Origin of the sequence: Saccharophagus degradans 2-40, assembly GCF_000013665.1 — a bacterium.
GTDB classification, from domain to species: Bacteria; Pseudomonadota; Gammaproteobacteria; order Pseudomonadales; family Cellvibrionaceae; genus Saccharophagus; species Saccharophagus degradans.
In genome coordinates, this window is record NC_007912.1 from 1,609,694 (window position 1) to 1,632,712 (window position 23,019).

Genomic DNA, 23,019 nt, shown 5'->3' on the forward strand with positions numbered 1-23,019 from the left:
TAAACATCGAGCAGCACAACGAAAGCATGTAATAACTTGTACTATATTGCCTATGCATTCGATGAGTTCAGAAAAGTAGCGAATAAATAATGAATCAATTAATAAAAGCGTTTAAATCTATTGTTGTGGTTGGCTTGATCTTACCTAGCTTGTCTTGTGCTTCTGATGTGGATTTTGCGAAAGAAGCCGACAAACTGTGCGCTTTGTATAACCCTAAAAATTGGGGGGCGTTACAAGGCTCTGGCGATTTGCAGCAAGTTTACGGTGTGATATCCGCTAGGCAAGAAAATGAATTGGAAAATACGGCCATAAAACGAGTATTGGCTGCGGCGGATGCTTCTAGCTTTTCAAATTACTATTACAGTGTGCGAGCGGGTATTGAAGCCGAGTTGGGCGGGGTGTGGGAGTGCGATTACTTCGATCAGTTTTTTATGCCAGAACAAACTGTAGTTGTTGTGCAATTAGTCGATGTGGTTAAAAAGCGTATTGACCCGCAGGCAGATAATACAATCGTAATAATGGTGGCGCACACCGGTGAAATTCTTATTAATAATACGCCTATTGTTTCTAATGATGATTCGGTATTGGAACAAGCTATTGAATCTACAACAAGAGGTAAACCTATTACGAACTTTAGTTTTGTGTTGTATATGGATGAAGCTGCAAACGGGAATTTAGTATCTAGAATATTTCGTGTTCTTAAAAAAATGGGCGTGGAAAGGGTGGAGGTGATTGATTACTGATAGTGCCTCTTGGGTGCTCCAGTCCAATTTACGTTTGCCATTTAGCAAGTTTTTTGAGCTGGATTATCAACGAGTTTCGGCGTGGCTAACTCGTGCCTAGCTGTCAGCGTAAACAAGGAGCGCAAATACGCAAAAAGCATAGCTGCGTTAGTTTGAACCAGAATTTCGAATACTTTTTTGCATGCACTAAATAGCCTCCAATAATTTACTACACACTTAGCATTGTCGATTTACCCCAAATTGAAGCGTCTTGTTACAGGCTACCCAGCTGTTGGGTAATGTGCTGGGCGGTAGCAATTACCTTCTCGCGTAGCTCTTCGGCTGGGGTTGCGCTACCCCAGTTAGACTTGAGTGATGAAATTGCTAAAGCCGCTATTACCTCGCCTTCTGGTACGCCTATTAAGGCTGCAAAGTCGGTTGCGCCCTCTATAAAGGGGCTGGCGGCAGAGAGGCAGCCGTCATCTTTGATGTTATCAAGCTCTGCTAGTAAAGCCGTTTGCTTGGGCTTGGCGAGGGCTGTATAGGTATTATCTCTTTGTAGGATCATGTTTCGTACTTTGGTTTTACTGTTGGCGAGCAACACCTTGCCAGCGGTGCTTGCGCTAGTGGGAAAGAGTGCGCCTTCGCTTATGTTTAACGAGATTGGGCTGTGACCGCGCGCGTGCACAATAATCATAGTTTGGCTCTGGTAAAGCATAGCCAAGTAGCAGGATTGGCCAATGCCTACTGCTAAGTCTTCCATGTAGGGCAGGGCGCATTGGCGCATTTTGTCTATAGGGGAAATACTTCGCGAAAGGTTGTACAGCTTAAACGACAGCCGATAGCGCCCAGAGTGTTCATCGCGCAATAGGTAGCCCCGCGCTTCTAACCCTACCAACACTCGGTAAATATCATTTGGCTTCCGGCCTATTCCTATTGCTATCTCTGTTTGGGAGCGGGGCTGCTCTTGGCTGACAAGGTATTCCAGTATGTCCAACCCCCTTTCTAAAGCCGGTGCTGCGTATTTGTTTGTTGTGCTCAACGTGTGCTTCTCCAGTTACTGCAAGTGCTTCTAAGTTTATTTATATATAAATATAAAGTTTATATAGAAATAAAAAGCTTGCAATCATTACTTGGTTGATTGAATATTGTTGACAATAATGAGGCGTAAACGGAGTCCCTACTATGAGTGCACTTAGGTTAACCCCCGAGCAACAAACGGCGTATCACCGAGATGGTTATGTGATTGCTTCTGGCTTTTTCTCACTACAAGAAATTACACGCCTGCAAGATCTGGCGTTTAATGATGAAACACTTTACGAGCGAGCTTGGAATAAAAAAGATGGCTCTGGCAAGGTGAGTAAGGTGTGCTTGTGGCAACAAACAGGCGATGATTTTTACAGTATGTTTTCTCGCAGTAAGCGGTTGGCTGAGAGCGTAGAAAAATTAATAGGTGAGCCTATTTACCACACCAGCACTAAAATAATGATGAAGGAGCCATTTGTAGGTGGCGCGTGGGAATGGCATCAAGATTTTGGTTATTGGCACCGCGATAATTTAATGCTCTACCCAAAAGCTGTGAGCTGTATGGTGGCCATTAACAAAGCCACTATAGAAAATGGATGCCTGCAAGTATTAAAAGGTTCGCACCATATTGGCCGTTTAGATCACAGCAAAACCGGTGATCAAAAGGGGGCAGATATGTTATTTGTGGAAGAGGCTATGAAGCACCACGAACTTGTAAACGTAGAGCTTGAGCCTGGTGATGTTTTATTTTTTCATTGCAATTTATTACATAAGTCTAATCAAAATCAATCTGCTGCACCGCGTTGGTCAATGATCTGTGCGTATAACGCGATATCTAACCAAGCATTTATGGAGAATGAAGCCGTTTATTACCCGTTCTCTACGGTTGAAGACACCGCAATTTTAGATTGGCAAGCGTAGCTATTTTCTTTTTTAGCCTTTGATGTCAGGCTTGGCCTTGCTCTTTGTTTGGGGCAGGGCTTTTTTTATTTGTTTTTTTGTTCTGAAGCTTTTGTTACAACCATTGTGTAATTAAGTTGTGATAATTATGGAAACTACACCGTCTAAACCTACTCCTTCTATCCATGCCCCCTCTAAAATAAAGCCTCCACCCAAGTCGAATATTTACCCTCATGGCTTAATTGTGGGCCAAGGTAAGTTCCAATATAGAGTGAATTGTGAGTGGGGGATGCAAGATAGTGAAAAATACCCTGTTGAAAATTGTCATGACCTCGCGATGGATTCCCAAGGGCGCATATTTTTGGTGACCGATCACCCCCAAAATAATGTGCTAATTTATAGTAGAACAGGCGAGTTGTTAGATGCTTGGGGCACCATGTTTCCCTGTGCGCATTCAATACGTATTGTGAATGAAAATGGCGAAGAGGTAATTTACCTTGTTGATAGTGGTTGGATAACAAATCGAAAATGGGATGGTGTATCAACGGATGCTTGGGATTCGCCAACCAATAAAGTAATTGCCCAAAGTGGTTTTATTGCAAAGCTAACACTAGACGGCCGCCTTATTTTTACTATTGGTCACCCGCAAACAATAGGTGTGTACACACCAGATCAACCATTTAGGCCTACAGATATTGCCGTTGCGCCCAATGGTGACCTGTACGTGACAGATGGTTATGGTTCTGATTACGTATTGCACTATAGCTCAAACGGTCAATTTATTCGGCGCTGGGGCGGGGCCAATAATGCAAATGCTGAGTGTAATTTAGTAAATACTCACGGAATAGAAGTAGATTTGCGCAACCCTAACGACCCACACTTAATAGTTAGCTCTAGGGGCGAGTGCAAATTAAAGCAGTTCAATTTAGACGGCACCTACAGAGGCACTATAGATACCGCCGGCGCACATATAGGCGGCCCTGTATTTAGTGGTGACCATTTTTTTGCGCCTGTATGCTGGTCTAACATTAATGGTAAAACAGTGGATAATTCTGGCTTTATAAGTGTGTTTGATAAAAATAATAAAGTAGTTACCAATATAGGTGGCGCTGCACCTTGCTATAAAAACGGACAGTTGCAGCCAATGTGTAGCTCGTGGGATGTTTTTAATCATTGCCATGGTTTGTGTGTAGATGGTAATGGCTTTGTTTATGTGGGGCAATGGCGCGCGAACCAAACTTACCCAATTCGATTAGAGCCTGTGTAGCGCGTTATTCTACTTTTTTTAGCTTGGTGTTTTTCAAGGTAATTAACTTTTTAAAATTGCCAAGCGATTGTGTGAGCCAAGTAATGGGGGCAAGAAAGTGTTGCTGCTCCAATTGCTTTAAAAACACATGGTTAAGGTTGGCACGAGACTGAGATTGAGACTCTGAGCGAGCCGCGTGTGTTAATTCTTCAAGTTTATCTATGTTGATGGTGTACAGGCCGTTGTAGTTAAACATATCGCCGTTATTAAATGTAACCGCAAGTGTAGCTGCCTCCACTAAGCCACTGTCTACGAGTGTATCTATAAATAATCGCGTTGGGTGCGCTCCCTTTGCTATATCGGCCAAGCTATTTTTAATGCCGCTAAGGTAGCTTGTAGGTGTGCCGTCTTCGTTAAATAGTGCTTCGCCTTCGGTGATGCTTATTCTTTTACTATGAATATTAATACTTATACATTGCGTGCTAGTTGCATGGGGTTGTTGCTCTGGCCCAAGCGCAAACGGCTGACACCTAAATTGCAGCGGAATATAGTCTAAGCGCCATTGGTCGTTATTTAAAAATAGATTCTCTCCTTCGTTAAAGCCCAGTATGGCGTACAGGCCAAATTGCCCTGTCTCTGTGCTTTTCATAAAACATACGGGTGTTTGCGCGCACATATTTTCTAGCTCATTGAGTTGTACCGGTGCAGTATGTACCGCTTCGCCAAACTCGGAACCGTGACGGGTGATTATTTTAATATCCTTGTGCTGGGAGTAGGATAATGGCTGTAGATTTATCATTTTATTGGCCTTTTGGTAGCTATATGAGCCACCTGCTTCGAGAATATGTTGGCTGCTAAATTAGAGGACAAATTAGAAATTAAGTTAGTCGTTAAATTTGCGCTAGTCCGTACGTTTTTATTTTATTTATTAGTTCTCGGTTGCTAGGAAGGGAGCTTAATAGCTTTTGGGTTAATGCTTTGTTTTGGGTGAATAGTTTATTTGCTAATGCAATGTTTTTATCAGACATCCCCAAATGGCTAGACTGCGTGGGGTACTGCATGCCATACAATAAATATTGATAGCTAGCAGATGGAAATACTTCTGCCGCGCGGTCGAAATCGCTGTGCCAAGGGTAATGGTATTTCCACAACTCGAGCAGCTCTTTTAGGCTATCTGGGTTGGTGTTAGGGGCGCGGTTATCTATCCAAAAGTCGCTGTCTGTGCGTTTGCTTAAGGTGTAGTGTAATTTTAAAAAGTCGATAATGCGTTGCCAGCGATACGTATTAGTTTGATTAAATCGTTTAGCAATAATAGCCATGCTTGCGCGTGTGGTGGGTAACTGTTCGGCAAGCATAGTAGCAGACATTTCGATAAGCACTAATGCTGATGCTTCTAGCGGCTCTAAAAAGCCTGCAGACAGGCCAATTGCCACACAATTATTTTGCCAAAATGTTTGCCTGTGGCCTGGCTCGATAGGTATTTTTCGTACAGTTAAGTCTTGGGTGTTGGGCGATAGTTTGGCGATATATTGCCTAAGCGCTTTTTCGGCTTGGGCATCTGTTGTATGGGCGCTGGAGTATACATGGCCTATGCCTCTGCGGTTTTGTAGGCCTATATCCCATATCCAGCCAGACGTTTGCGCGGTGGAGATAGTGTGCGAAGCAATGTTTGATTGATCGTCTGTGTAAGGCAAGTGCACAGCGAGAGCGGTATCAATAAACAGTGTATGTTTGCACGAAATAAACGGTACTTTGAAATGCTTGCCTATTAATAACGCTTCGAAACCTGTGCAATCTATAAATAGGTCGCCATAAATATTACCTGCCTGCAAAGTGTTAACGGATTCTATATCGCCATTTTCTTTTGCCTGCACACTAGTTACATCTGCCAATACGTGCTGTACGTGTAAATTTTGTGTGCAGTGCTTTGTTAAAAATCGGGTAAATGCGCCCGCATCTAAATGGTAAGCATAATTTGCGATGGCCGCATACTCTGCAGTGCTTATTAATTTAGGGGCGAGACCCGTTTCGCACAGTGCTGCTTGTACGCACACCGATTGCGCAAATGGCGTGGCTTTATTGCTAGCTAACCAATGGGGAGCAAGATTTATATCGGCATAGCCTTGGGGCAAAACAAGCGGATGATAGTACCCATCATTTTGTTCGCCGGTTGTCCAGCCACAGAATTTAGCCCCTTGTTTAAACGTTGCATTGCATTCGCGTATAAAATCGGTTTCGCGCACACCCATTTTTTTAAGCGTGTTACGCATAGTGGGCCACGTGCCTTCGCCTACCCCTATTGTGGGTGTAGTTGGCGACTCGACGAGTGTAACGGTAACTGTCGCTTGGCTGTTTGAGTTTAGGTGGGCGGCGAGGGTGCCTGCAGTAATCCAACCTGCTGTACCACCACCGACGATAACAATTGATGTAACTGGCTTAGATGTACTGGACTTAGACATGCTCATCTCTATATTTTTTTGCCTTTACGCACAAAGAAAAAGTGGGTGCGTTTTATAGTTTTTTAGGCTGTACAGGTTTGCAGGTTTAAATGTTCGAATGCTTTGTTTTAGCCATTTAGTGTAATAGACGTAAAGGCTTAATGCTGGTAGCGTGTGGTTAAGGTGTTGAGTTGCTAATAGGTTATTAACTGGGGCCACTGAATACTGTGCCCCCAGTTACTTATTGGTAAATTTATGTGTTAACTAAACCTAAAATTTGGTGCGTATACCTAGGTTGTAACGTTGGCCAAATTGTTGATAGTCCACGAGTTGATTTTCCCAGCGGCCGTAGCGGTGAGTTGCCTCATCGGTTAAGTTAATACCTTCTACAAATACCGATACACTTTCGTTTATGTTGTAGCTAGCATTCAAATCTACTTGCGAATAGGCCGCGGTGAATGTTGGCTCTACACCTGAGGCAAGTAAAAATTTGTCGCGCCAGTTGTAAGTAACACGTATTTGAAAGTCGTCGTTTTCGTAAAAGCCAATAAGGTTAGCGGTATCGCTAAGGCCTTGTAGCGCTAGATCGTTTTCTAGACTGTAAACATCGTAGCGATCGTCGCTGTTTACCATGGTGTAGTTTGCAATTACCCCAAAACCTGTTTCTGCAAACATGTGTTGAATATTAAATTCCCACCCGTCTACTAAAGAGTCGTTAAGGTTTTGCGGCTCAGCTATTTGCCATGTTATTGCAGGGTCGCTGGGTTGTGATGTACAAGCCGGTACCGGGTCTGCAACTGACCCCGCTGGGCAGCCTGCGCGAGGGTTTGCGCTAGGGTCGGTTAGTACGCCTTGAGGGCTGTTAATTGCGCGCTGCGTTTCACCTAAAGCGATAAAGTTATCTACTTTTTTGCGGAAGAAACCGCCAGATAAATAACTGCCTTCGCTGTAGTACCATTCTACAGAAAAGTCGAAATTTTCTGATTCGAACGGCAGTAAGTCTGGGTTACCTTGGTTGGCTTTAAAAGGGCCGCCCGATAAGTGGGTGTGCATATCTGTGCCTGGGTACATTGCATCTATATTGCTGCGCGCAATTGTTTTGCTGTAGGAAACTCGCGCAACAAGATCTTCAATTACATCTACACTAAAATCGAAGTTAGGCAGTAGATGGTTGTATTCACCGGTAAGCGTATCTGCGGCTTCCTCAGAAGCATAAATTTTAGAAAGCTCTAACGGCGAAACCCAATTAAACCCAATTACAGGGTTGCCAATGGTGTATGAGCTTACTTCTGTATCTTCGTAGCGTAAGCCCACATTTGCTCTTATTGGCATGTTGTTAAATTCTGTTTCGAAATCTAACGAAACGTACAGTGCATTTACATCTTCTTTAACCCCATTTTTGTCGAGCGCGGTTGGGTTTTTTAAATCCTGCTGTTCGACTAAATCTATAAATTGGTTTGCGCTAAATACGGGGGCATATTCAAAGCCTATGTCACCAGGGGTGAATGAGAGGTCTAAGCCAGTTAAATCTATGGCGCCGTTACCTAGCGAAAAGTTTGCGCTATAAATGCTTATGGCATCCACTTTATTTTGGGTCCATGCCAAACCAAAGTTGATGGCTGTTAAGGCGCCGTCCTCTTGGTTTTGCCAAACACCGTGAAGCTGTGTTTGTTGAATATTGTTTTTAACTTCGTTGCCGCGTTCTTGATATAGGTCGCCTTCAATATTGTCTAGCGCGTAAGCGCCGCCGGGCAGAGCGGAGTCGTCGTAAGAAACTGTTGGCAACTTGTTAGAAAAGTCAGCAGCAATATGCACTGGGGCTGCATCGCCAAATGGGTTTTTTAGGTTGGCTATACGTTCGGCAGGTTGGCCGCCGGGGTTAGAGTGCGAAGTGGAGCTGTGTGTATCTAAAGTAAGTACTAGCTCGTCGTTTACCGCCCAATCTATATTTAGGCCAAACGAATCGTTCTCTGTTGTAAAGCCGTATTCCCAAGCCCAAAAATTGAGTTCGTCGTTGGAGCGGGCAGGGTTGATGATAGTGCCGTTCTCGTCGGCTCTGCCAGTTTCTACATTATCGAACCAAAAACTCATTCTGTTTAAATCGCCGTTCTCTTCTAACCGCGACATGGTGTAATCCACCGTGGCGGTAAGCTCATCGTTGGGGGCGAACTGCAGCACTAACTGACCATTTTGACGTGTGCGCTCGTAATCGGCGTTGTCGAGGTCAACCGTTGGCACGCGCCATGTGGCTAAGGTTGGGTTTTTGTCGGTGTTAATGGCAGAGGTATCCGGTGAGGCTTGCCCTGGGTAGCCTTGGCTCCAGCCGTTTTGAGTGCCTATGCGATCTACATGAAAATTACGATCTGCGTGAGAAAAAGACGCGAGTACGCCGAATTTATTATCGGCGAAGGTTTTGCTTATCATGCCGGAAAGTTCAGGCGTAATGTTATCGCCGTTTTCTACGCTTGGTTCAAATACGCCTTTTACGCTGGCGTGGGCGGTAAATTCATCTAGCTCAAAGGGTTTAGATGTTTTTAAATTAATGGTTGCACCCAATCCGCCGGTAAACATATGTGCTTTACCTGTTTTATGTACTTCTACTGCAGATACTGATTCTGCAGCAATTTCTCGAAAGTTAAAGCTGCGAGATATTGGGGTAGAGGCCAATGCAGAAGAGTTTGGCATTTGGCGACCATTAAGTGTAACCAAGTTAAAGCTGGGGCCAAACCCGCGCACTGTTACTTGGTTACCTTCGTTATTGCTGCGGTCGATGGCAACACCGGTAATACGTTGTAACGATTCCGCCAAGTTAGTATCGGGAAACTTACCTATGTCTTCTGCGCTAATTGCATCCACCACGCCACTAGCTTCGCGCTTAACATCCATAGCACCTGTTAGCGAGGCGCGAATACCGGTTACAACGACTTCTTCTAGTGAACCCGTGTTTGTTTGTGCTTGTGCGCCAAAGCTGGACGCGGCAATAATTGCGGCTGAAATAATTTTTAATTTAAATCGATCTTGAAAGGTCGCCATTGGTTTCTCTCCTTAGGATAGTAGGTTTTTATTGTCGTTTTGGAGGCCTGAGATGAGACAGGCTATCTAGGCCTTTTCGGACTTATTGTTGTTATATTTTTAGGTGGGGCAGCCGTAACTTAACTGGTGAACCGATGCATATTCACCTTGGCGTGATAAAACCCAGCGCCATAATCTCGCCACGATAGTTAAAAGTCAATAGTCTATTGTTAACAATTGGTGTGGGCGAAGTAATCCTAGCGAGATCAATTTGGAAGATTTAGGCGCCATGTTGGCCTGTGCGCGAGAAGGCATTAACGGGCGGTATTGGTTGCGGAGAGGGGAAAGTAGACTGTAAGCGCAACAGGATACTTTATATAAAGAGTTGTAATACCCAGCGCTTGTAAAGATGAACAAGCGCTGGGTTAGCTTTCACATTACGCTAGAGCTTGGCTTATAGTTTGGGTCATAGTTTGGGTCATAGTTTGGCACGAATACCTAAGGCATAGCGTTGGCCATACTGTTCGTAGTCCTTCAATTGGTTTTCCCAGCGGCCATAGCGGTGGGTGGCTTCGTCTGTAAGGTTTAGGCCCTCAATAAATACGGTGAGGTTTTCATTAATATCGTAACTCGCATTAAAGTCTACTTGCGAGTAAGCCGCTGTAAATGTGGGCTCTGGGCCAGAAGCTAGCAAGAATTTATCACGCCAGTTATAGGCCACCCGGAGTTGTAAGCCGTTTTTTTCGTAGAAGGCAACAAGGTTAGCGGTATCGCTTAGGCCTTGTAGTGCTAGCCCGTTTTCAATGGCGTACACATCGTAGCGGTCGTTGCTATCTACTGTGGTGTAATTCAAAATTGCACCAAAGCCAGATTGGCCAAACATGTGCTGTACGTTCAATTCCCAGCCATCTACCAATGATTCGTCGGTATTTTTTGGTGTGGCAATTCCCCAAATAATTTCGGGGTCGGAAGGTTGTGAAGTACATGCTTCTACTGGCTCGCTCACGCTACCCGCTGGGCAACCAGGGCGTGGATTAGCGCTGGGGTTAGTAAGCGGCCCTTCTGGCCCAATAATGGTTTGCAGCTCTTGCCCTGCAGCCAAGAAGTTGTCGACGTTTTTGCTAAAGTAACCACCAGAAATGTAGCTGCCGTCGGCGTAGTACCACTCAAGAGAAAAGTCGAGGTTCGCGGAGTCGAACGGAAGCAGCGCGGCATTGCCTTGGCTTGCTGTAAATGGCCCGTTAGGTTGGTGGGAATAGTAAGTAACATTGGGGTACATTGCATCGATGTTACTGCGCGCAATTGTTGTACTGTAAGATAAACGCGCGATAACGTCTTCAACAATATCTAAGCTTATATCTAAGTTGGGTAATACGTGGTTGTAATCTGCATCTGCGGTGCGAGTAACCGCTTCATCCGCAACAATTTTTGCTAGCTCGAGTGGCGAAACCCAGTTAAAACCTATTACTGGCTTGCCTTTGCTGTAGGTGTTTACTGTGGTGGTTTCGTAGCGCACGCCAATGTTTGTGCGCAATAGCATATCTCGAATGTCTGTTTCGAGATCTAACGATAGGTACAAAGCAGAAATACTTTCTTCAATGCCGTTTTCATCTAGCGTGGCGGGATTTTTAAGGCCTTGCTCTTCAACCAAGTTTAAAAATTGGTTTGCGCTGTAATTGGGTACAAATTCATAGCCGATATCGCCAGGGCTAAAAGTTAGGTCTAAATCGCTGATGTCGACTGCACCGTTACCCAAAGAGAAATTGGAGCTGTGAATGCTTAGTGTATCTACCGAGTTGGTGATGCTTGCGAAACCGAAATTTATTTGGCGCAGCACGCTCTCGTTGGGGTTAACCCATTCACCAGAAAATTGAATTTGATCGACAGTATTTTCTACTTCGTTGCCGCGTTCTTGGTATAAATCCGCTTCGATATTTTCGCGCGAATAGGCGCCACCAACGAGTGCGGAATCGTCGTAGGCAACCGTAGGTAGCTTGCCAGAGAAGTCTGCAGAAATATGTACGGGTGCGGCATCACCAAACGGATTTTTTAGGTTGGCTATACGCTCTGCCGGTTGTGCGCCGGGGTTTGAGTGAGATTTAGAAGAGTGTGCATCTAATACGAGTTTAATTGTTTCTGTTGCAGCCCAATCTATATTTAAACCAAATGAATCGTTCTCTGTTGTAAACCCGTATTCCCACGCCCAGAAGTTAAGTTCGTCGTTAGAGCGTGCAGGGTTAATAATAGTACCGTTTGCGTCGGCTTTACCTGTTTCTACGTCATCAAACCAAAAGCTCATTCGGTTCATTTGGCCGTTTTCTTCAAAGCGCGACATGGTGTAATCCACACTTGCGCTAAAGTCGTCGTCGGGAAAGTATTGCAAAACTATTTGGCCGTTCTGGCGAGTGCGCTCGTAGTCGGCGTTATCTAAATCAACTGTGGCTACCCGCCATGTGGTGAGGCTTGGGTTAAGGTTTGTGTTAATGGCCGAAGTATCGGGGTTGGATTGTGCAGGGTAGCTTTGGCTCCAGCCGTTCGCCGTGCCAATACGATCTACGTGAAAATCACGCTGCGCATGAGAAAAAGATGCCAGTATGCCAAAAGAGTCGTCACCAAATATTTGGCTCACCATGCCTGATACTTCTGGTGTGACATTGTTGCCGCCACTAGCGTTTGACTCAATGATGCCTTTGGTGCTGCCAAGTAAGGTAAAGCCATCAAAATCAAAGGGTTTTGCGGTTTGTAAATTTATTGTTGCACCCAAACCACCGCTTGGCACATGAGCTTTACCTGTTTTGTATACCTCTACACGCGATACAGATTCAGCGGCAATTTCGCGAAAATTGAAACTGCGGGAAACCGCTGTAGATGACAAAGCCGAAGAGTTGGGCATCTGGCGGCCATTTAGCATAACGAGGTTAAAGCTTGGGCCAAATCCGCGAACGGTTACTTGATTGCCTTCGTTGTTGCTGCGATCAATAGCAACACCGGTAATTCTTTGGAGTGATTCAGCCAAGTTGGTATCGGGAAACTTACCAATATCTTCTGCACTAATTGCATCCACAACGCCCGTTGCGTTGCGTTTAATATCCATGGCCCCAGTAAGGGACGCTCGAATACCGGTAACGATAACGTCTTCGAGAATAATCTCATTTGGCTGGGTGGTTTGTGCTTGCGCCCCCATACTAACGGCAGCGATAACGGAGGCGGACATAATGTTTCGTTTGAACGGAGTCTGAAAGCTCGTCATTTGATTCACCTGTTTGGGTTAGGTATGCGCGAATTACCCTAGTCTATTTTCAGGGGTTCACGTGAGGAGTTGATGGTTTACTTAAATCGCTTTCAGGTCTGACGCCTGAATTGTGAACAGCGGCCAATCGGGCTGGAGTGTGGCCAAGCTTGATTGGCGGCGATATCATCTAGATTAATGTGTTTATTGTCAATAGTATATTGTATTCAATAATCAAAATGGCGAACTGGTCTAGTGGTGAGTGCAGAGGTGGTGGGTCTTTACAATCAGGGAGTAAGCAGCATCAATTCGAAGCAGCGGTACACAGGTGTAGCTCGATAAGTCCCTTGGAGCTTAGTCGTGAATGAGGGATTAAAAGCCAGGAGCGGCCAAGATAGGGTAACCCCCGCCAAAAACTGGCGGAGGTGAGTGTTAACGAAGGGGGTTAAGGTTGGGGCCGAGTATCTGCAGGCGAAAGCCAAAGTTCTTTTCTATCAACTGGGGTGTTAGTTGGAAGTGTGGGGTTAACTAACTCAATGACATGTCGCTTATCCAAGCGAGCTTTCTCTAGAGCGTCAATAACGGTTGGGTTGCGATAAAACACTTTATCGAAACTGCCATCTGCAATGGCGAGGTTTAGGCCTTGTTCTATATCGGCGGCGAGTGCGTGGTTGTTTTTATTTACAAATATATAAAAAGGCATTTTGTAGGCTAATACAAGGTTGCTTTCTATCGCTATATTAAGGTGAGAATACTGTTGTATTTCAGAAAATGGTTCGCTGGCTCCACGGGGGAACGCATCGAAGCGGCTGCCATCAAGCATGTTGAATAAATTATCTTTTTTGGCGGCCTTTACTACATCTATGTTGTTGGCTTCGAGTATGGCTGTGTCAGCCCAGGTTCTGCCTTGCCCAAGTTTTATGGATCGTAAGTCGTCTAGGGTGCGAATGTTGTCGAATTTACTTTGTTCGCCTTGCCGTATAAACATTATGCGATACCCGAGTAACCCTTTGAGTAATGGGGTGCGTACGGGTAAAAAGTCTTCTTCTTTTTTAACGCTTGTTGAAACCCACATAACATCTAAATTGCCATTGGCGACCTCTTCGTTTATTCGCCCTTGCGTTATACGGGTTTCGTCTTTGGTTATGGTTACCTTTTTTTCTAGCTTTTGGTAGGCGAGTTCGATTAATTGAATAACATAGTCTGCCTTAGCACCACTTGCAACATTAACTTTTATTTCTGTTTCGCTATATGCTGCAGTGCATATGAGCACTAGAGTGCTAATGATGAATATAATTTGAAACGCTATTTTTTTAAACATACTCGTCTACCTTTAAATTATTTTACTAATATAAACCAAACGCTTTTGGTAGATACTCGCTTATTTGTGGAAATGCGGTTACCAGAGCAAGGGCTATAAACATGGCTATATATAGAGGTATTAGCGGCTTAATAACCTGCGCAATGGAAGTTTTACCCACACTACAACCTACAAACAATACGCTGCCAACAGGGGGGGTACACAAGCCGATAGATAAGTTGAGAATCATAATAATGCCAAAATGCAGTGGCGATATACCCAGCGTTTCTACAATAGGTAAAAAGATTGGAGTAAAAATAAGCACTGCAGGAGTCATATCCATAAATGTACCCACTACCAGTAACAACACGTTAATAAGTAGCAGCAAGATAATTTTGTTTTCTGTAATGCCTAATAAGCCAGCACTTATCTCTTGAGGGATATTCTCGTAAGAAAGCAACCAAGACATAGCGGCAGAAGCGCCGATTAGTAGCATTACAATAGCCGTAGTGGTAACCGATTTGGTTAGTATGGCTGGTATTTGGTTGGGCTTGATTTCTTTGTAAATCACCATTGATAGTACAAGCGAATACACCACTGCGATGGCACCGGCCTCTGTTGGTGTAAAGTAACCACCAATAATACCGCCTATTACCAACACCACTAAAAACAAGCTAGGAATAGCACCCACTGTTTTCTTAATGGCTGTGGCGAATGATTCACGCTGGCCAACAGGGTAGCCACGACGTTTTGCATAAATACCACACACACACATAAGTGATATAGCAACTAGAATACCGGGTAGGTACCCTGCAATAAATAACGCAGCAATAGAAACGCCACCACTCGCCAGTGAATAAATAATGAGAATATTGCTGGGGGGAATAAGCATACCTGTTGTAGAGGCTGTAACCGTAACCGCGGTATTAAAGTTTTTGTCGTAACCTTCTTTGTTCATGGCTGGAATCATAAACCCGCCAATTGCCGATGTGGCAGCCACTGCCGACCCAGAAATAGAACCAAATAACGCACAGGCTATAACATTTACAAATGCTAACCCGCCCGGTAATTGACCAACCAACACTTTGGCAAAATCAATTAGCCTACGTGCAATGCCGCCTTGCCCCATTAAAAAGCCAGAGAATATAAAAAAGGGAATGGCCAATAGGGCAAAGCTATCCATACCTGCGCTCATGCGCTGTGCAAGCGTTGTAACTGCGGGCAAGGAATCAATCGTAACTAACATTGTAGCCAGCGTAGAAATGGCAATAGCAATGGCGATGGGTACGTTTATGGCGAGTAGAACACCAAAAACAAAAAGTAAAATTAATGCTGTAATATCCATTGTAACGGCCCTAGTTTATTGAATCGTCTTGAGTGCGAAGGGTGCCGCTAGGGCAACGCAATGTGTTTATAAGTAGCTCTACGGTGTAGAGTAAAATTAAGCATCCGGTAATTGGCAGAACTAGATAAACGTAACCCATTTTTATACCGAGCGCCGCGGACTGTTGCTTTAGTTCTAGGGTGATTAATGCGAGGTTAATGCCACCAATAATAAATACAGAAATAGCAAAAACGGCGCATAGAAGTAGCACTAAAAGCCGGATATTTTTTTGTGTTGCCGGCGCGAGCTTCGCGACAAAATAATCAATGCCTAGGTGCATGCTTTGGCGATAAGCGTGGGCGGCGCCCAGTAAACCAATCCAAATGAGTAAGAATCTAGCAATTTCTTCGGTATAAGAACTTGGCTCTGGCAAAACAAAACGTGTAAGCACTTGCCAGCATACGTCTACTACTAAAAACACCAGTAAGAAATTTAGAATGTTTCTTATTCCGTTATCTATTAAGTTTATTATTTTAATAAAGCTATTCATGGTAATTACTCGGTATCTCTAATTTTTTTAATAATTGGGCCTAGCTCAGTTTTGGTTTGTGCTTCTATAAGTGCTTGTACGCTTTGTTGAAAAAGCTCTTTTTGCGCGGGAATAACCGTTACCCCAGCTGCTTTTACTGCGGCTAACGCTTCTGCACTGGCTTGCTCCCAGAGCGTGCGCTGGTAAACGGTGGCTTCTTTCATGGCGAGTGACAGCCACTGTTGTTGTTGCGGGCTTAGGTTATCCCAAGTGTGAGTGCCAATAATTAGCACGTCTGGAATGGCGGTGTGTTCGTCTAAAATAAGGTATTTACATACTTCGTAATGTTTGGAAAGGTAAAAGCTGGGCAGGTTGTTTTCTGCACCATCTACTACGCCCTGTTGCAACGAGGTATATAGCTCGCTCCAGGATATAGGTGTAGCAGAGCCGCCCATCGCTTTTACCATGGCAATAGCGGAAGGGCTGCTAAGCACCCGAATTTTCATGCCGGGTAAATCGTCGGGGGTAATTATTTGTTTATTTGTAGAATAAAAGCTGCGGCTACCCGCATCGAAATAGCCAAGGCCTCTAATTCTAAACGGTACACCGGATTCTAATAATTGCTCGCCAATTTCCCCATTTAATACGTTCCAAAAATGGGTGCTGTCGTTAAAAAGGTACGGTAGGCCAAACACTTTCATTTCTGGCACAAACGCTTCTATGGAGCTAGCAGACACTTTAGTCATGCTTAGGCTGCCAATTTGTAGCAACTCAATAACTTCCCGCTCGGAACCAAGTTGGCCGGATGGGTACAGCGCCAATCGCATTTTGCCGCCGGAATGTAAGCTCAACCTTTCATCCATATACTGCATGGCTTTATGGACTGGGTGGTGCGTGTCCAGCGTGTGAGCAACGCGAAGCGTCGTGGTGTCTTCATCTATCGCGCAGGCGGTAAACGCGAGGGTTGTGATAGCGGTTAGTAGTAGGCGCGTAGTTTTAAAAAACGGCATTGTGTTTACTCTTTTATAAGTTTTTAATTATTTTTAATATCAGATGCTCTAAAGGCATTTATTGGCACGATTGCGCCGCGGTGCTGAATAACCAGTGCTGCGCATGCTTGGCCTTGCGCCACAGCTCTTTCGGCGCTGGCGCCATTTAAACGCGCGGCGAGGTAAGCGCCGTTAAATGAGTCTCCAGCGGCTGTTGTATCTACAGGTGTCACCTTAGCGGGTACAGGTAGCAGTACACTTTGATTGTTTGTGTGCAGTAGGCAGCCGTTTACCCCATCTTTTATAACAACTTCTTTAGCGCCTGCGGTTAGGTAGCGCTCGAGGCATTCTGTTTTAGAGTGTTCACCGTGCAATAATTTTTCGTCGTCAAAGCTCGGTAAGGCCGTGTCTGTGCGCTTAAGCATTTCGTCGAAGGTGGCTAGCGCTTCGGTTTTATCTGGCCAGCTAGCAGGCCGATAGTTAATGTCGAATATAACTTGGCCGTTTTGCGCTCTGTATTCGTCTAAAAAATTAAATAGCGCTGTGCGGCTTTGTGGTGAATATAGCGATAGGGTAATGCCGCTTAAATAAATAGCTGGGAACGCATTCAGATTGGTTAAAACTTCGGGCCAATCCTCTATAAGTGTGCGGGCAGGGGCATTTTTTCGCCAATAGTGAAAGCTGCGCTCGCCTTCGTCATCGGTTTGAATCATGTATAGGCCGGGTAAGGCGCCGGGCGTGCGTTTAACGAGACTTGTACCTACGTTTTCTTTATCCCACGCGCGAATCATGTTTTCGCTTAGGTGGTCGTCACCTAGGGCGGTTACAAAATCAACTTCGCCACCTAATCTAGCGAAGTAAATGGCGGTGTTTAACGTATCTCCTCCAAAACCTAGCGAGTAATCCGTTTGGTTTGCGGGAGAAAGCTCCAGCATGCATTCTCCAATGGCGGCTAATCTCAAAATGTGCGCTCCGTAACGTCGTAAATAGAATTGGTATGGATGTTAATTGGTAATGCCGCCTTACCATACTGCTTGTCGTTAGGAAACGATTCCAACACTCGTTAGCTGCATATATACTGTTAAGTTGTTCTCGCCGTAGGGCGAATTGTTATACAATAAGTAAATTAAGAACGTTCAGTTATATGCCTACCTCTTTAAGTGGTAAGACAGTTGTATAGAGCAGAGCTTGAGAGCATAGGCAGCATCGAGGGTAGTTAGTGTGGAATTGCAGGCGGTTAAAACGGATCGGTTATATATAAAGGTTGCAGAGCAGCTTTCTAAGTTAGTTAAGGATGGCGCTATTAAGCCTGGGGAGCGATTCCCTGCCGAGCGAGACTTGGCGGAACGCTTGGGGGTTAGTAGGCCTACCATTCGCGAGGCGATGATTGCATTAGAGCTTTCTGGTGTAATCGAAATTCGTACCGGTTCTGGTATCTATGTATCTAAAAAGAAAGCCAAAGTCGAAACCCAAATAGACAGTGGCGATAAGGGTGTTGGCCCTTTCGAGATTCTGGAAATTCGTTATATTTTGGAAGCCGAAGCCTGTGCACTGGCTGCAGCACGTATAACAGACGAGCAGATAGCGCAGTTAAAAGAAGCACTTAAAGAGATGGAAGAGGAAGAAAAGCAAGAGGATGCATCGGAAAAAGCCGACTGGAAATTCCACAGCATTATTGCCGAGGCCTCGCAAAACAGCGCCATTCATTCTATTGTGAACTGGTTGTGGAAGCTGCGTAACCAATCTGAGCTAAGCACTGCATTTTTAGAGCGTATTCGCAAAGAAGGTGTGCACCCCTCTATTAACGACCATGTGCGTATTATCGAAGCTTTAGAAAAGCGCAACCCAGAAAAGGCGCGAATGGCTATGAAAATGCACATCGAAAATGCAACAGCGGCTGCTGCAGCGTATTTTGGTAAAGAATCATAGAATTATAATAGATACGTTGTAAATAATAGTTACGTTGTAATCTGTGCGTACACAAAAAAAGCGGCATTGCCGCTTTTTTTGTGGCTATTATATTTAGCTGCATTTAGTTTAATTCAGCGAGTGTGGTCAACACCCCTTTTGCATGAAATTTAGCAAGATAATGTTCAATGCTATTAATAAACTCAGTATTCGCTATTAAGCCTTCTGGGAATATTTGACTTGCTGCAACTAGCTCTTGTACCTGTTTGGTGTCGTTAGCCTTGTGCTTAAGCGCAAGAGGGCAAAGTGTGTTTGCTAGCGGGTCGTTAACCGTATGTTGCTCGCCATGAGTATCTTGGCCCTCTAAAAACTGAAACCATGCGGCGATAATGGCTGGAATTACAGCGGGCTGTTTGCCACCTGATATTAAGTGATCCGCAACTGCAAGAATACGTTGTGGCAGTTTTTGCGAGCCGTCATTTGCTACTTGCGTTGTTTTGTAGGGTACTCGGCTATTGGCGAAGCGTGTGCGAATAATTGCTTTATACGCGTCTAAATCGAACCCCGAAGGTACATTTAGGGTAGGGGTTACGTCTTCATCCATTAGTTTTTTGGTTAACGCCAGTAAGCGAGGGTTGGCGATGGCTTGATGAATGAAGTCGAAGCCAGATAAAAAACCTAAATAAGCCAGCGCTGAATGGCTGCCATTTAGTAAGCGTAATTTCATGTCTTCGTAGGGGGTTACATCGGCAACAAGTAGTGCGCCGGCGTCTTCCCACTGCGGTCTACCCGCCACAAAATTGTCTTCTATTACCCACTGCCTAAATGGTTCGCAAATAACGGCGGCATCGTCTGCTAGACCTATAAGATTTTTTACTTCGTCTAAGTCGGCGCTGGTGGTTGCGGGTACAATTCTATCCACCATAGTGCTGCAGAAGCTAATGTGTGTTGCTATCCAGCTGGCTAATTCGGCGTCTACCTTTTCTGCAAAACGCATTACAACGTTTTGCGTTATTTTGCCGTTGTGGGGCAAGTTATCGCAACTTAATACGGTAAAGCCATTAGCGTTGTTTTGCTTTCTTGCCGCGCAAGCTGCGACAATTAACCCAGGCATACTTTTTGGGGCGCTTAAGTTATTTAGATCGTGAGCGATATCTACATTGGATGTATCTAAGGTTCCATTTTTTTGGCAATAGCCTTTTTCAGTAATGGTTAGCGATACAATTTTAATGTCGGTGCTGGCAATTGTATTGATGACTTGTTGTGGGTCTTCGGGGCAAACCAAAACTTTTTCCACCGCGCCAATAATTCGCGGTGAAATTTCACCGTCTGATTTTTCTACGACGGTATATAAACTGTTTTGTTTTTCAAGTTGATCGCGTGCATCGGGCCTGCGTAAGCTTACTGCAGTAATGCGCCAGTCGCCGCCGTGCATGTTTAATACATCGTCGGTAAACACGGCTTGGTGCGCTTTGTGAAAGGCACCAATGCCAATATGGACTATGCCGCTGCGGTGTTCGCTTGGCGTGTACTGTGGCTTTTTTACAGGGTCAAGCACGTTCGAAAGAGATTCGTAGTTTAGGTGTAGGTTACTCATTATAGTTTGTACGCCTTTTTAACGAGGTTGTAGGTTAGGTCGACGGCTAGCTCATGGGCATCGTTTTCGCTTAAGCGGTGGTCGGCCACAAGTTCTGCTAGAAAGCCGCAATCCATTCTGCGTGCAACATCATGACGTGCCGGTATAGATAAAAATGCACGTGTGTCGTCGTTAAAGCCAACGGTATTGTAAAAACCGGCTGTCTCGGTAATTTGTTGGCGATAGCGGCGCATACCTTCGGGGCTGTCGTGGAACCACCAAGCAGGGCCAAGTTTTAGCGCGGGGTAATGCCCTGCTAGCGGCGCCAGCTCGCGGCTATAACTTGTTTCATCTAGCGTGAATAAAATAATAGTTAAATCTGGATTGTTACCAAACTTGTCGAGCAACGGCTTTAGGTTGTGTACATACTCGGTTGCAAGTGGCAAGTCTGCCCCTTTGTCTCTGCCAAACTGAGCGAATATTTGTTGGTTGTGGTTGCGGTAGCAGCCTGGGTGGATCTGTATAACTAAGCCGTCGTCTAGGCTCATTGCTGCCATTTCGGTAAGCATTTGGCCGCGGAACAGCTCGGCCTCTTGGGCGCTTATCTCGCCACTGCGCGCGAGCAAGTAAAGGTTTTCTTTTTCGCTTTGCGATAAGTCGGCAGTGAGCGCAGATGGATGACCGTGATCAGTAGATGTTGCCCCGTAGCGTTTAAAATATTCACGTCTGTTAGCGAGCGCTTTTAAGTAACCGTTAAAGGTGGATACATCTTCACCCGTTAACTCAGCAAGCTTATCAATATTTTGACTAAAGCCTTCAAATTCGGGGTCGACGACTGGGTCGGGCCTAAAAGCTGTAATTACGCGGCCTGTCCAACCTGAATCTAAAATAGTTTGGTGGTGCGCTAGGTTGTCTAAAGGGGACTCTGTTGTAGCGAGAAGTTCTATATTAAAGCGTTCGAATAGGGCGCGTGGTTTGAATGCATCGGTTGCCAGCTGTTCGTTTATAGAGTCGTATATAGTGTTTGCTGTTTGATTGCATAGTTGGTGGGTTACACCAAATACTTCGTGTAACACGTAGTCCATCCACATTTGTGAAGGGGTACCGCGAAATAAATAGTAGTGATCGGCAAATATCTGCCAAATCTTTCTTGCGTCTGTTTCGCTTGGCGCGCCTTCTTTATTCTTTAAGCCTATAGACTCAAGCCGAATGCCTTGGCTGTAGAGCATTCTAAATACATAGTGGTCTGGCTTAATAAGCAGCTCTGCAGGATTGCTAAAATTTTGATTGGCGGCAAACCACTGTGGGTCTGTATGACCGTGAGGGCTAACAATCGGCAGGTTTTTAATATCGTTGTATAGCCTACGCGCTATGTCGCGAGCTGCTGGCGCGGCGGGGAACAAACGATCTGGGTGTAAATTTAATGGGTTAGTCACTTACTGCTCCCGCTAATTGGGTGGTAAAAATGGGGTTGCAGTGGAGGGTTAAATTGTAAGAGGAGGTGATGGCATGCTTGCCATCACCATTGCGTTACAGTACTGCAACCCATAGAACGAGGTTAAAAAATAATGTTAGAAAAACTAAAGCGCATGCTGGCGTTGCAACACTTCTAGCGCATGGATAACGCCGCGTAACTCAGCCAGTCCTTTCATGCGCCCAGTGTACGAGTAACCGGGTTTTACGTCGGGTAGGTTAAGCTCGTCAGCCATTAGGTGGCCGTGGTCCGGGCGCATAGGGATTGCGCAATTCGTTTCGCCCGCGGCATGGCGTCTGCGTTCTTCGCATAGCAAGGCGTTGACCAGGCCAACCATATCGTTATCGCCATCTAGGTGATCAGCTTCGTAAAACGAACCATCTGGTTCGCGCTTAACGTTACGCAAATGTACAAAGTAAATTCGGTCGCCAAATTCTTTTGCCATACCAACTAAATCGTTATCGCCTCTAGCTCCGTAGGAACCGGCACAAAGTGTTAACCCGTTAGATGGGCTAGGTACAGCATTTAATAGCTTGCGAGCATCGTCTGCTGTTGAAACAACACGAGGCAACCCAAATAGAGAAAAGGGTGGATCATCTGGGTGGATACACATTTTTACACCCACACTTTCTGCCGCAGGAATAATTTCGCGTAAAAACTCGAACATATGATTGCGAAAACCTTCGGTGCCTAAATCAATAAATTGTTGAATGGCCTCTCTGATTGTGTCGCGTGTATAAGAGCCTTCACCACCGGGTAAACCCGCAATAATGTTTTTTTCCAATAGGTCCTTTTCGGTCTCGTCCATTGCGTCAAACCGGGCTTTTGCACGGTTTAATACTTCTTCAGAGTAATCTGCCGCAGCATTCTCGCGTTGTAAAAGGTAAACGTCGTAGGCGGCAAAATCAGTCATTTCAAAACGCAGCGCTTGGCTCGCGTTAGGTAGGCGGTAAGAAAGATTGGTGCGGGTCCAATCCACAACCGGCATAAAGTTATAGCAAATAGTTTTAACGCCTGCTTTACCGGCGTTAATAACGGACTGCTTATAATTTTCGATATATTCCTGAAAATTACCGGTACGAGTTTTTATATCGTTGTGCACAGGAATGCTTTCAATTACTGACCATTCTAAGCCAGCATCTTCAATGATTTTTTTCTGTGCTTCTATTTCTTCAAGTTGCCAAAGCGCGCCAGTAGGAACGTGATGCAACGAGCTAACAATGCCTGTGGCACCGGCTTGGGCTATTTTTTGAAGAGAAATTGAATCGTTTGGGCCAAACCAACGCCAAGTTTCTTGCATGGCAAAATATTCCTGCTTTGAAGTTATAGGTATAGGTGTTTTTGGT

Annotated in this window: 17 protein-coding genes; 4 read left to right on the forward strand and 13 right to left on the reverse strand. The window is 45.0% G+C overall.

Annotated features, from left to right (window positions below; all coding sequences use genetic code 11):
• Positions 1 to 89 precede the first annotated feature (89 nt).
• Positions 90 to 743 carry a hypothetical protein gene (locus tag SDE_RS06595; RefSeq protein ID WP_011467739.1) on the forward strand — a complete coding sequence of 218 codons (654 nt, stop codon included), beginning with the start codon at positions 90 to 92 and terminating at the stop codon, positions 741 to 743.
• Positions 744 to 996: 253 nt separating this feature from the next.
• On the opposite strand, the gene SDE_RS06600 is transcribed toward SDE_RS06595, so the two are convergent.
• Positions 997 to 1,764 (reverse strand): IclR family transcriptional regulator, encoded by a 768-nt coding sequence (locus SDE_RS06600; protein ID WP_011467740.1) that lies wholly within the window; start codon positions 1,762 to 1,764, stop codon positions 997 to 999.
• Positions 1,765 to 1,907: 143 nt separating this feature from the next.
• Between SDE_RS06600 and SDE_RS06605 the strand changes: the two genes are divergently transcribed.
• Together SDE_RS06605 and SDE_RS06610 are read left to right on the forward strand one after the other, a co-directional pair.
• A complete protein-coding gene (locus tag SDE_RS06605; RefSeq protein ID WP_011467741.1) occupies positions 1,908 to 2,669 on the forward strand; it encodes a phytanoyl-CoA dioxygenase family protein in 762 nt (253 codons plus the stop codon).
• 127 nt (positions 2,670 to 2,796) lie between these two features.
• A complete protein-coding gene (locus SDE_RS06610) occupies positions 2,797 to 3,915 on the forward strand; it encodes a type I secretion protein TolC (protein WP_011467742.1) in 1,119 nt (372 codons plus the stop codon).
• Positions 3,916 to 3,919: 4 nt separating this feature from the next.
• Here the strand turns inward: SDE_RS06610 and SDE_RS06615 are convergent, their stop codons facing one another.
• The 9 genes from SDE_RS06615 to SDE_RS06655 form a co-directional block, all read right to left on the reverse strand.
• Complete coding sequence (locus SDE_RS06615) at positions 3,920 to 4,693, reverse strand: SapC family protein (RefSeq protein WP_011467743.1); 774 nt, start codon at positions 4,691 to 4,693, stop codon at positions 3,920 to 3,922.
• A gap of 91 nt (positions 4,694 to 4,784) precedes the next feature.
• Complete coding sequence (locus SDE_RS06620; protein ID WP_011467744.1) at positions 4,785 to 6,359, reverse strand: tryptophan halogenase family protein; 1,575 nt, start codon at positions 6,357 to 6,359, stop codon at positions 4,785 to 4,787.
• Positions 6,360 to 6,602: 243 nt separating this feature from the next.
• Entirely contained in the window at positions 6,603 to 9,365 is a 2,763-nt protein-coding gene (locus SDE_RS06625) for a TonB-dependent receptor (RefSeq protein WP_011467745.1), read from the reverse strand.
• A gap of 457 nt (positions 9,366 to 9,822) precedes the next feature.
• On the reverse strand, positions 9,823 to 12,594 hold the full coding sequence (locus tag SDE_RS06630; RefSeq protein WP_011467746.1) for a TonB-dependent receptor: 2,772 nt from the start codon (positions 12,592 to 12,594) through the stop codon (positions 9,823 to 9,825).
• A gap of 424 nt (positions 12,595 to 13,018) precedes the next feature.
• A complete protein-coding gene (locus SDE_RS06635) occupies positions 13,019 to 13,894 on the reverse strand; it encodes a transporter substrate-binding domain-containing protein (protein ID WP_011467747.1) in 876 nt (291 codons plus the stop codon).
• Positions 13,895 to 13,919: 25 nt separating this feature from the next.
• Positions 13,920 to 15,218 (reverse strand): TRAP transporter large permease, encoded by a 1,299-nt coding sequence (locus SDE_RS06640; RefSeq protein ID WP_011467748.1) that lies wholly within the window; start codon positions 15,216 to 15,218, stop codon positions 13,920 to 13,922.
• A 10-nt stretch (positions 15,219 to 15,228) separates the two neighbouring features.
• On the reverse strand, positions 15,229 to 15,747 hold the full coding sequence (locus SDE_RS06645; RefSeq protein WP_011467749.1) for a TRAP transporter small permease: 519 nt from the start codon (positions 15,745 to 15,747) through the stop codon (positions 15,229 to 15,231).
• Between the two features lie 5 nt (positions 15,748 to 15,752).
• Positions 15,753 to 16,736, reverse strand: coding sequence for a TRAP transporter substrate-binding protein (locus tag SDE_RS06650; RefSeq protein ID WP_011467750.1), 984 nt, complete (start codon positions 16,734 to 16,736; stop codon positions 15,753 to 15,755).
• A 23-nt stretch (positions 16,737 to 16,759) separates the two neighbouring features.
• Positions 16,760 to 17,677, reverse strand: coding sequence for a sugar kinase (locus tag SDE_RS06655; protein WP_083762954.1), 918 nt, complete (start codon positions 17,675 to 17,677; stop codon positions 16,760 to 16,762).
• Between the two features lie 259 nt (positions 17,678 to 17,936).
• On the opposite strand from SDE_RS06655, the gene SDE_RS06660 reads away from it, so the two are divergent.
• Positions 17,937 to 18,644, forward strand: a complete 708-nt coding sequence (locus SDE_RS06660) for a FadR/GntR family transcriptional regulator (protein ID WP_011467752.1) — start codon at positions 17,937 to 17,939, stop codon at positions 18,642 to 18,644.
• Between the two features lie 103 nt (positions 18,645 to 18,747).
• On the opposite strand, the gene SDE_RS06665 is transcribed toward SDE_RS06660, so the two are convergent.
• The 3 genes from SDE_RS06665 to uxuA form a co-directional block, all read right to left on the reverse strand.
• Positions 18,748 to 20,220, reverse strand: a complete 1,473-nt coding sequence (locus SDE_RS06665) for a mannitol dehydrogenase family protein (RefSeq protein WP_011467753.1) — start codon at positions 20,218 to 20,220, stop codon at positions 18,748 to 18,750.
• Positions 20,220 to 21,635: a glucuronate isomerase gene (gene uxaC, locus SDE_RS06670; protein ID WP_011467754.1), complete on the reverse strand. Its 1,416-nt coding sequence runs from the start codon at positions 21,633 to 21,635 to the stop codon at positions 20,220 to 20,222. The genes SDE_RS06665 and uxaC overlap by 1 nt, the downstream gene beginning before the upstream one ends.
• 144 nt (positions 21,636 to 21,779) lie before the next feature.
• Positions 21,780 to 22,973 (reverse strand): mannonate dehydratase, encoded by a 1,194-nt coding sequence (gene uxuA, locus SDE_RS06675; RefSeq protein ID WP_011467755.1) that lies wholly within the window; start codon positions 22,971 to 22,973, stop codon positions 21,780 to 21,782.
• Between the last annotated feature and the right edge of the window lie 46 nt (positions 22,974 to 23,019).

Bases quoted from the DNA above. Each gene is read 5' to 3' on its own strand.
- SDE_RS06635 (WP_011467747.1), bottom strand. From the start codon at position 13,894: ATGTTTAAAAAAATAGCGTTTCAAATTATATTCATCATTAGCACTCTA.
- SDE_RS06640 (WP_011467748.1), bottom strand. From the start codon at position 15,218: ATGGATATTACAGCATTAATTTTACTTTTTGTTTTTGGTGTTCTACTC.
- SDE_RS06595 (WP_011467739.1), top strand. From the start codon at position 90: ATGAATCAATTAATAAAAGCGTTTAAATCTATTGTTGTGGTTGGCTTG.
- SDE_RS06650 (WP_011467750.1), bottom strand. From the start codon at position 16,736: ATGCCGTTTTTTAAAACTACGCGCCTACTACTAACCGCTATCACAACC.
- SDE_RS06615 (WP_011467743.1), bottom strand. From the start codon at position 4,693: ATGATAAATCTACAGCCATTATCCTACTCCCAGCACAAGGATATTAAA.
- SDE_RS06645 (WP_011467749.1), bottom strand. From the start codon at position 15,747: ATGAATAGCTTTATTAAAATAATAAACTTAATAGATAACGGAATAAGA.
- SDE_RS06605 (WP_011467741.1), top strand. From the start codon at position 1,908: ATGAGTGCACTTAGGTTAACCCCCGAGCAACAAACGGCGTATCACCGA.
- SDE_RS06630 (WP_011467746.1), bottom strand. From the start codon at position 12,594: ATGACGAGCTTTCAGACTCCGTTCAAACGAAACATTATGTCCGCCTCC.
- uxuA (WP_011467755.1), bottom strand. From the start codon at position 22,973: ATGCAAGAAACTTGGCGTTGGTTTGGCCCAAACGATTCAATTTCTCTT.
- SDE_RS06610 (WP_011467742.1), top strand. From the start codon at position 2,797: ATGGAAACTACACCGTCTAAACCTACTCCTTCTATCCATGCCCCCTCT.
- SDE_RS06625 (WP_011467745.1), bottom strand. From the start codon at position 9,365: ATGGCGACCTTTCAAGATCGATTTAAATTAAAAATTATTTCAGCCGCA.
- SDE_RS06620 (WP_011467744.1), bottom strand. From the start codon at position 6,359: ATGAGCATGTCTAAGTCCAGTACATCTAAGCCAGTTACATCAATTGTT.
- SDE_RS06665 (WP_011467753.1), bottom strand. From the start codon at position 20,220: ATGAGTAACCTACACCTAAACTACGAATCTCTTTCGAACGTGCTTGAC.